At 41.2% G+C, this 10640-nt stretch carries 7 protein-coding genes; 3 read left to right on the plus strand and 4 right to left on the minus strand.

Annotation, left to right across the window (positions count from 1 at the left end; translation table 11 throughout):
* Nucleotides 1–556: 556 nt before the first annotated feature.
* Nucleotides 557–6271, minus strand: a complete 5715-nt coding sequence (locus tag IPJ86_17755) for a hypothetical protein (protein MBK7889065.1) — start codon at nt 6269–6271, stop codon at nt 557–559.
* Nucleotides 6272–6614: 343 nt separating this feature from the next.
* On the opposite strand from IPJ86_17755, the gene ruvB reads away from it, so the two are divergent.
* Complete coding sequence (ruvB, locus tag IPJ86_17760; protein ID MBK7889066.1) at nt 6615–7649, plus strand: Holliday junction branch migration DNA helicase RuvB; 1035 nt, start codon at nt 6615–6617, stop codon at nt 7647–7649.
* Between the two features lie 50 nt (nt 7650–7699).
* Nucleotides 7700–8638, plus strand: coding sequence for a tRNA epoxyqueuosine(34) reductase QueG (gene queG / locus IPJ86_17765; GenBank protein MBK7889067.1), 939 nt, complete (start codon nt 7700–7702; stop codon nt 8636–8638).
* Here queG and IPJ86_17770 read toward each other — a convergent pair.
* The 3 genes from IPJ86_17770 to IPJ86_17780 all read right to left on the minus strand — a co-directional run bounded on the left by IPJ86_17770 (nt 8604) and on the right by IPJ86_17780 (nt 10126).
* The gene (locus tag IPJ86_17770; GenBank protein MBK7889068.1) at nt 8604–8795 is read right to left on the minus strand and encodes a hypothetical protein; all 192 of its coding nucleotides are present in this window, start codon (nt 8793–8795) and stop codon (nt 8604–8606) included. The genes queG and IPJ86_17770 overlap by 35 nt on opposite strands.
* Before the next feature lie 99 nt (nt 8796–8894).
* Entirely contained in the window at nt 8895–9461 is a 567-nt protein-coding gene (locus IPJ86_17775; GenBank protein ID MBK7889069.1) for a UbiX family flavin prenyltransferase, read from the minus strand.
* Between the two features lie 5 nt (nt 9462–9466).
* The gene (locus IPJ86_17780) at nt 9467–10126 is read right to left on the minus strand and encodes an outer membrane beta-barrel protein (GenBank protein ID MBK7889070.1); all 660 of its coding nucleotides are present in this window, start codon (nt 10124–10126) and stop codon (nt 9467–9469) included.
* A gap of 114 nt (nt 10127–10240) precedes the next feature.
* Here IPJ86_17780 and IPJ86_17785 point away from each other — a divergent pair, with 114 nt between their 5' ends.
* Nucleotides 10241–10636: a hypothetical protein gene (locus IPJ86_17785; protein MBK7889071.1), complete on the plus strand. Its 396-nt coding sequence runs from the start codon at nt 10241–10243 to the stop codon at nt 10634–10636.
* Nucleotides 10637–10640 lie beyond the last annotated feature (4 nt).

A 10640-nucleotide genomic window follows, 5' to 3' on the forward strand; every position in this document is an offset into this window, starting at 1 on the left:
CACATCAAAGTGGTTTCCGATAATGTGAATACTGTCGTCCGTCGCGGTATTGGAACTAAATACGTTTGTGATTTCATAATAACCCGCAACGGTTTGTTGTATATAGTTTCCAATCCAGGCACCTCGATGAAGTGTCATCATGGTTTGTCCGCTGAAATTGAAGATCGAATCATTTTCGACCCTTAGATTTTGATTGATGGCCGTACCAAGAATTTGTCCTGTTATTTTACTGTTAGCAATGCGTTCTCCAATCACACTGTTACCACTGTCGGAGACGGTACCTGTGATGTCGGCTTCAAGAATTTCATAGCCGTTTACCAAAGTTACATTTCCCTGTACCGCGTATTTAGTACCCGGCGTTGCACTGTGAAAATGAAGGTTGATTTTTGAAGGAGCGTAAATATCTTCTACAAAGGGTAATCCGCCTGAACGAGGGTAAATTAAAATGGTATCACCATCTGTAGCTGCAGTAAGCGCAGCATTGATGGTGGTGTAAGCACCGTTTAATCCGTTTTCTTCAACGATTAAACAGTAAGGGTTTATTGAACAGTCTAAACTAAAGAATGGCACCGGCATCTTTACCTGCACCCCAATTGGTATTAGAATAAGAAACATTATCAACCTGTATACAAGTTAACACGGGATTATTTAATGCTAAGAACCCGGTAAAATTTGTGTTGTTGCCATTCTGTACATTCAATGAGGTTAATTGATTTGAATTACAATTCAAAAAATAAAGGGCTGTGCTTGCAGAAAAATCAAGGCTTGTTATATTATTATTGTAACAATCTACATATTGTAAGGATGTATTGGTTGAAACATCCAAGGTAGCAATCTGATTACTTTCGCAAAATAGAGCTGTTAATAAGGTATTGGTGGAAATATCCAATATTGTTAACTGATTGCCATGACAGTATAGGTCAGTTAAGGCGGTGTTTGCAGAAACATTTAAACTGGTAAGCTGATTAGCTCCGCATCTTAGCAGAACCAATCCTAAATTGTTACTTACATCCAAACCGGACAGTTGGTTGCTTGTTGCATCAAGATGTGTTAATAATGTATTGCTGCTTACATTAAGAGTGGTTAAAGCGTTGCCCGAGCAATTTAATTGGGTCAATAATACAAATGCTTCAATACCTGTTAAGTTTGATATACCCGCATTAGATACATCGATCGTTCCTGTATAAGTAGCTGCTTCAGAACATTGAATTTCTAAATCACTGTTTGTATTGATTGCCACATTGCTAAGTAATGCATTTTTAAAGTTTGCATCGGGAATGTTGACTACACAAGGAGGACAAGCAGTACCTGTAACTACTCCTCCCGGTGCCACCCAGTTTGAACTTGTACCATTCAAGGCAAAGTTTTGCAATGTTCCGTTGTATCCATTTGCAGTTGCATCTGTTAAAATATTTTCAGATGAATTATTTACTCCATCATTACCCTGGTTGAAATGATATGCAGCAGCTAAACCAACCTGCGAAGAAATTTCGCAACTCATATTGTTTAATACTTCCTGTGCTGAAAGCGTACGCGTCCAAACTCTTAATTCGTCAATATTACCATTAAATTCATTAGTGCCCCATGCATTATCCCCAATAACAAGATTAGTATTCCCGCTGCCAATAAAAGCATCAGGCGAAATATCTGAAGCAACTAAAACACCATCACGGTAAATCTTTCTTGCTTTTGTAACATTATCAAAAGTGCAGGTCCAATGATGCCAGTTAAAATCAGCGGTTACACTAGCATTTAAATCATTATAAGCAAAATTGAAAAGAAAGGTAGTGCCACCAGGATTAAATCCAATATGAAGCGTTTGGTTTGGCAACCCGATTCCTCCTTGGGAAAAAGCAATATCATAATCGGTATTACCGGCTTGCTTTAACCACATTTCTACAGAGAATGATTTATTAGAAAGATCTACGCTATTGGTTACAACTACTTTGTCATCTGCTCCATCAAAGTTTAATGCGGATGCCGGGTTGGGTATTGGGCAAATAGTACTATAGGTAGCGCCAGCATCTTTTGCTGCACTATAGTTGGTATTCATATATGTGGGATTATCCACTTGAATACAGGTAAGGGAAAAATTTTGAACTGCATTGAAATACGTTAAACTGGCATTGTTGCCGTTCTGCATATTAAGACTGGTCAATGCATTGGCCGCACAGTTAAAATGAGTCAATCCGGTATTGGCAGAAACATCAAGACTTGTGATGGAATTTAAATGACATTCAAAGAAAGTCAATCCTGTAAGGCCCGATACATCTAAACTGGAGAGCTGGTTCAAACTGGCGTTTATATTGACAAGTTGTGTGTTGGTAGATAAATCAAGGTTGGTTAGTTGATTGCCGCCACAGTTCAGAATGCTTAAGCTTGTACATCCTGTAATATTCAGACTGGTGAGGTTGTTCAACAAACAATATAAAGTTTGTAACGATGTGTTCGCACTTACATCCAGGGTGGTTAAAGCATTTTGACGGCAGTCCAATGTAGTCAGCGCGGTGTTGCTGCTTACATTTAAAGTGGAGAGAGAGTTGCCGTTGCAGATCAATCCTACAACAGATGTGAATGCTTCTATGCCGGTCAAATCGGCAATTCCAGCGTTCGGAACATTTATAGTTCCATTAAATGCACTCGCTTCATAACACTCTATTTCTCCATTTCCATTTGTATTAACTAAGGCGTTACCGACTAATGCTGATTTAAAATTAGCATCCGGAATACTTACAATACATTCACAACCCGTACCCGGATAGATGTTGACGTTGTTATCATCGCAATCGGTATTATCCGATACATATCCTGTTAAAAAGCAGGCAGAAGTTGTCGTAGTGGAGTTGTTCGGATTACCAAAACCATCTCCATCGGTATCTGCATACACAGTTCCGGCATATCCGCCACTCCAGTTGGAAGTAGCTGTTGTTAAATCAATATTGTTTAAAGTACCGGGGTTGGTATTTAGCACAAGGTCCACAAGAACAGTTACTCCGGTATTTATTCCACTGGACGTTCCCTGATCGAAAGTATAATAGGTGGTTAAATTCGCAGCGCCGTATACATATGCGACTCTGGTTTGCTTGATTTGAGCCAGCGTTTTGGCTACATTCCAAACACGTACTTCATCAATTGAACCTTCGAAATAGTTTAAACCAAAATCAGGCCATCCGCCAATACGTCCAATGTTGTTACCGGTTGTAATATTTCTGACTAAAACATCGTTTGTAACAACATCTGCCTCACCGTTAATGTAGAGCGTGAGCGCAGTACCGGCTCTTGTTACTGCCACATGTGTCCATTGATTCATGGGAAGTGTCGCATTACTTTGCACGTAAAATGCACCTGGTCCTCCTGCCTGAGCCATTTCGAAAATCAGGTTGCTGCCGGCGGTAAAGTTGAACCAATTGCCGGGTGCGTTATTTTCAACGGTTCTGTTACTAAGAATATATCCATTGTTGGAGCCGGTGCGGAAAATCCATGCCTCTAATGTAAAATCAGAAGTGCCCAGATTGAAGTCATTCATCTGCACATAATCATTCACACCATCAAAATGGAGTGAGTTGTTTTCATCCAAAATTGCGTTGCAATTCTGATCCACCGCATCGCAAATTTCCACTGCGTTGGGATTTACAGATGCATTATTGTCATCACAATCCAGGTTATTGGTAACGTAATCAAATACCGGATTGCAGGAACTAATCGGCGTAGCGAACTGATCACCGAAATTGTCTCCGTCAAAATCAACATAGTAATCAAGGAAGGTAAGGCCATCATCCGTTAACCCATTACAGTCATCATCAACCCCGTTACAAACTTCGGGAGCGCCCGGATTAACGGCAGGTTCATTGTCGTCGCAATCGTTAGTTACAGTAGCGGTACCACAAGCAACAGGTGATCCCACACCAAAACCATCCAGATCATTGTCCACATAGGTAATCAGGTTGTCATTACAATCTGAATTATCCGTGATAAAACCCATCGGTGCGCCATCACAAGTGGAAATAACGAAGAAAGGATCGCCAAATCCATCCCCATCACTGTCTTGATAATAAGTGGTGAAAGTCAGTCCATCATCTGAAAGACTATTACAGTTATCATCAAGACCGTTGCAGACTTCCGTTGCAGCAGGATTTATCGTATAATCGTTATCATCACAGTCTGAATTATTGGTTACTCCACAAGCCACCGGTATACTGCTCCCATAACTGTCAAAATCTGCATCCAGATAGAGGAATTGTGTGTCATCACAATCAGTATTGTTATCAAGTACATAACCTAATGGCGCACCATTACAAGTACTTTGGGAGACTGCGGGATTACCAAAACCATCTCCGTCCATATCCTGATAATACGTGTCGAAGGATAAACCGTCATCCGTAACAAGATTACAGTTGTCGTCAAGGTTATTGCAGACTTCTGTAGCAGCCGGATTTATTGCTCCATTGTTGTCATCACAGTCGGTATTGTTCGAAACCCCGCAGGCAATAGGAGCACCGGTTCCATAAGTATCACTATCTGCATCCAGATAGAGCAATTGTGTATCATCACAATCAGTGTTGTCCAGAATAAACCCTGCAGGTGGCCCGTCACAAGTGTTTTGCGAAACCAATGGATTACCAAAACCATCTGTATCCAAATCTTCGTAATAAGTGACGAATGTTAATCCATCATCTGTTAAACCATTACAGTCATCATCAATCGCATTACAAATTTCAGTTACACCGGGGTAAATACTATTGTCGTTATCGTTACAGTCATCAGCATTCGCTGCTAATCCTCCCTGTACCACACAAGATGATATTATAAGCGGACCTGCCCCATAGCCATCTTCGTCATTATCTGTATAATAATCAAGTGGTATGGAGATAATAATATCACTGCCGTTATCTGCACTTGTCACCGCAGGATCACTACTCACTATTTTAATTCTAAATCCTGTTCCGGAAATAGCTGAAGGTATGGTGCCATTGATTGTACCTGAAGCTTCCGTCTCCAGCTCTCCGAGATAAGTTTGAGAAGCAAAGCTACCGTTTGCATCACTCAGATAGGCTGTGAAAATGTTACCGGTATTGTAGGTTCCCGTAGCAATGAAAGGAATCGAAATGGCATCATCTGAACAGAAAGGTCCGAATGTTCCGGTGACATCAATGGTGGGAGGAGGAAATGCTTCACCAACAGCAAAACTACTGAAGGAGGTGAGCCCTGATAACCATATAGAGGTAGCTGAGCTGCCTATTATGCTAGGATAAGTCCAGGATGCCCCATCGTATTTAGCACCAATAAAGTTTCCTGTATTTGCACCTCCATCTACATCTGCAGCCTCCCAGTTGAATAGGGCAAAAGCTGTCGTAAATGTTGAACCATTATTCGTGATGGTCCAGTGACGGTTCACCGTTTTGGTGGGGTCTATGTTTGATGTGGCAAGATTGGGATGTTCTGTATTACTTGTTGAAACGGTAAATCCACCCACACCTGCATTTCCGGAAACAGACAATTGCATGGGGCGATAACCACTTGCATCGCCAATATGATAAGTTAAACCAAATCCACCTGCCGGAAAATTGATTTGCAGATTCCCATCAATATACATGGGAGGATTTGCATTGTTTTGGATATTTCCTACAGAAGAGATAATTATTTTATTAGAACCTGTAATGATCCGACCATAATTGAAGTTAAGTAAATCTACAATGGTCTGATCTCCTCCTAAGGTGACACCACTGGCATTAAACATCAACATACTCCTGATCGTTCCGGTTCCATTCAGGTTCTGTCCCGATGCCCCGCCAAAAAATCCTAAAGTTCCACCGGTAAATGATCCGTTGTTGATTAAGGTTGTGCCGCCGAAACTGAAATCAGAACTTCCGCCGACTTCTGCTCCGCTCTGAACGTCCATGTTGCCGGCTAAGCCTGCCCACCATTCCAGTGCACCATTAATCACCAAATCCACACCTGTTCCATTGTCAATAGTTAATGTTCCGATATTAAATTTAACCACACCTCCCGATTCAATAACGGTTTGATCAATAGTTAAGGAACTGTTTACATCTATCGTATGCGTGTTACGTATGGTAATTGCGCCATCTGTAGAGGAAGGTGGCGTAACAGCAGGATCCCATGTCGACCCGTTAAATACTTCCCATGTTCCGGGTGCACTCCAATCACCTGATGTAAAAGTTCGGTAATCTGATTGCGCGGTTAGCAGTTGAGGGAGGAGCAGAATTGCAGCAACCAGCTTCATGCATGAGGTAACAAATTGATTTTTCATGGGTCTAATGGTGTAGGTTTTGTTTATCATTTCCGGTAAGGATAGAATTTTCCAAATTTCCCGCAACTTACAGAATTCAAATGAAATATCCAACATTTTTGGTTAAAATCCCCGAATTTGGTAGGGGAAAATTATTGAACGAATGGTGAATAGTTGATACGCTTTTTGTCGTTTATTTTTTGTGAAAAAACTATAAAATTCTCCCAAGCCTTCTCTTTGGATCGATTTGCTGATGAAGTTGATTGTTGGCGATTTCGTAGAGGAGACATTGAATTTTTAATTCAAACGATCCAAATTATTGAAATCCCTTCTGTATCAATCCCGATCTTAGTACATTTGCTTAATGCGAAATGCAAATCTGAATAACGATAAAGAACAATTAACACCGGCCGAAAGGGAGTTGGAAAAGGCCTTGCGACCCTCCGATTTTGGGGATTTTACAGGTCAGGAAAAAGTAGTAGAGAATCTTCGCATTTTTGTGAAAGCTGCCGCTCAACGTGGTGAAGCCCTCGATCATGTCCTCTTGCATGGACCTCCCGGATTGGGTAAGACAACTCTGGCTTATATTATTAGTAATGAGTTGGGTAGTAATATTCGAACCACCTCAGGTCCGGTATTAGATAAGCCCGGTGATCTCGCCGGATTATTAACCAACCTGGAGCCCAACGATGTTTTATTTATCGATGAAATTCATCGCCTGAGTCCGATTGTAGAAGAGTACCTCTATTCGGCAATGGAAGATTATCGTATCGATATCATGATTGAAAGTGGCCCCAATGCCCGTTCCGTCCAGATTAAGCTAAACCCCTTTACCCTTGTAGGAGCCACAACCCGTTCAGGTCTTCTCACCGCTCCTCTTCGTGCCCGATTCGGAATTACATCCCGCTTAGAATATTACGATGCCAAGCGTTTGCAATTGATTGTTTTAAGGGCTTCTGAAATTTTGAAGATGGAAATTGAAGATGCCGCCGCCTTTGAAATTGCCAGCCGTAGTCGTGGAACTCCCCGAATCGCAAATGCACTTTTACGTCGGGTTCGTGATTTTGCCCAGATTAAAGGCAATGGTTCGGTGGACATGGCCATTGCAAAATATGCGTTGAAAGCGTTGAATGTGGATGAATTTGGTCTCGATGAAATGGATAATCGTATTCTTACAACTATCATCGACAAGTTCAAAGGTGGGCCGGTTGGAATTAATACGCTGAGTACTGCAGTAGGAGAGGAAGCCGGAACGTTGGAAGAAGTTTACGAACCATTCCTGATTATGGAGGGATTTCTGATGCGTACTCCCCGCGGCAGAGAAGTGACCGAAAAGGCCTATAAGCATCTCAATAAAACCTATCATAAAAATACAGGTACGCTTTTCGAAGAGTCTTGATGTCCTCCCTTCCTGTTTTATCATACGTAATTAAATAAACAAACGACCTTTTGAAGAGCAATCACAGGGATAGTATTAAATCCGAAGCTTTGCGTTTGGGCTTTTCACATGTCGGGTTTTCAAAAGCCGGTTTTCTGGAACAGGAAGCCCCTCGTCTGGAACGTTGGTTATCTCAAAATATGCACGGTAAGATGTCGTATATGGAACGCTGGTTCGATAAGCGATTGGATCCGCGTTTGCTGGTAGATGGTGCAAAAACAGTCATCAGTCTTTTGTTAAATTATTTCCCGGAAGAGAAACAGCGTGATGCATCCCCGCAGATTTCTAAATATGCCTATGGTCGGGATTATCATTTTATTATTAAGGAGAAGCTACAGGAATTGATGGTGTTTATCCGCACAGAAATTGGAGAGGTGAACGGACGTGCTTTTGTTGATTCTGCACCGGTTTTAGACAGAGCCTGGGCCCGGAAAAGTGGCCTGGGTTGGATCGGGAAGAATGCAAATCTGATCCATCCCAAATCCGGCTCTTTTTTTTTCATCGCCGAACTTATTGTCGATTTGGAATTGGAGGAAGATGCGCCGATGAAAGATTATTGCGGCACCTGTACCCGTTGTATCGATGCTTGTCCGACCAATGCTATTGTACAACCACATGTAGTAGATGGAAGTAAATGTATATCCTATTTTACCATTGAATTAAGAGAAGCTATCCCCAACCGTTATAAAGGAGAATTTCAAAACTGGGCTTTTGGTTGCGATGTGTGTCAGGATGTTTGTCCCTGGAACAGATTTTCGGTCCCGACCTCTGAAAATGATTTTCTTCCCAATGAAGAGTTGATGTCAATGAAAGAGCGAGATTGGGAAGAGATGACAGAAGAGGTTTTTAAGGAGCAATTTAAAGAGTCTCCACTCCTGCGGACAGGATTAAAAAATATGAAAAGAAATATTCAGTTTATTTCACCACATGGCGAAAAGTCTGAAGAATAACATCTGCATATTTATGACCAAAGGTGGTGAGACACCATACCATCAGCATTTTTCGTTCTTCTTTTTTTAACCAGGAGATCGCCTTCCTGAGTTCTTTTGTAAAAAGTGATTTATCGAAGCTAACTTTGGTAAGGATCTCTTTGGAATACTCAAACATGGTCTGTCGTTTTTTAGCTGCGAAGGCTAATTTAATAATGTAAAAACTCAAAATGCAAGAGATATTGTAAAATCTTACAATATTTTTGGTGGATAACTTTTAACTCTCACTCCATCTGTATGTTACATTTTCTAAACCGGCCAAATCCAAAACCCGGTCCACTACCGTCGCCGCCAGATTTTCAAGACTTTCGGGCTTGCTGTAAAAAGATGGACTGGCCGGTGCAATGATTCCCCCTGCCATCGTGATGGTTCGCATATTATCAATATGAATGAGGCTCAGCGGAGTATCCCGGGTCACCAAAATCAACTTACGCCTCTCCTTTAAGATGACATCGGCAGCACGCGTAATCAGGTCACCGGAAATACCATGCGCAATGCGGGCCATGGTACCCATGGAACAAGGGCAAATGATCATCGTTTCAAAACGGGCTGAACCACTGGCAAATGGTGCCATGAAGTCGCCCTTATCATATACTTTAAACGGAAGACGGGAGTAATCTTTATGTCCAAGTTCGTACTCCCATACATCCCGTGCATTATCACTGAATACAACTGCAACTTCCAGAAGCTGATCTTGCAAGAGGGTCAACTTTTCAAGCAATATTTTTGCATAGATAGCTCCACTGGCTCCTGTAACACCGACTACTATTTTATGTTTTTTCACGTTTTCTATTTTAATGAAGTACCGGATTCCTGCTCTTTTTCAAGCGACTTCCTGATTGTATAAAGTACGCTAAAACTAATCATTGAAGAAAACTGACCTCTGTTTAAACGGTAAACGGCTCCACTGCTATGTTCCCGGATGGGTAATATAGATTGCCAATACCCAAACATAAAATCAAAATTTTTATTCAATTGATATACCAGCGAAATGTTAAAGTTGAAATCCCAATCGTAAAAGGGTTGTCTGAAATTTAACTCTCCGTTTTCATCCTCCTCATAACTCTTAATAAGGTAGCCGAGAGAAGGCCCGGCCTCCAGACTGAAATTTTTAGTAGCATGATAGCGAATAGTGAATGGAAGTTCAATATAATTCAACCTTAAAAGATAAAATGCGGAATCCGTACCATCATTTTTCAGAGGTTTCCTGCTTCCTTTCTGCAGATAAAGCATTCTGAAGCCTGCTTCCGTTTTTTCGCTCAGGTTCGTTCTCACACCAATTCCAGCGAGCAGACCGGCTTTATTGAAACCTCCAAGTTGATCGCCGGACACCTGTGAACCTACTATACCGGCAGTCATTTCAGCTCTGAATTGCTGAGCATGTACCCCTGGTGTAAAGCAGATGCAAATCAATGCAACTGTCATTTTAATACTATCTATAGAGTTCATCAGTTTAAATGTAGGCTATTCGTTTTGCTTGCTGCTAAAGGTATAAAAGTATCTCCATGATTGATTATAAATCGTTAGCCGGGATAAATTTTTTCGAATAATTTAGGCCCATATATGAATATTCTTTATATTTACGGTTACCAAAACAATAATATGCTACAAAAAGTTATTCTTTTTTTTGTAATTAATCTGTTTTTTAATCTGTCTGCCAGAGGGCAGTCAGGTGGCGGGCATTATATAGATAGAGTAGTAGAGATTCAGAGTTTTTCCAATGCTAAACATGTTACGTTTTTGACGCAGCTGTTGCAGGATTATTCCGGAAACTCAGCCATAGTGCTTACTTGTGAAGAACAGGGTTGGGTGGTCTTTAAAATTGACCTCGATGAAATTTCCGGCGATGATCAACTGTCTGCCATATTAAAGTCCGCCGGGTTGCAGTTTCTGATAAAAGAAGGTGCTGTTAAAAAGGATGTTGTAAACGCTTGTAAAGGAGAGCTTCATAAATTTTAAAAAG

The sequence above is a fragment of the Bacteroidota bacterium genome (assembly GCA_016713925.1).
GTDB lineage: Bacteria > Bacteroidota > Bacteroidia > AKYH767-A > OLB10 > JAJTFW01.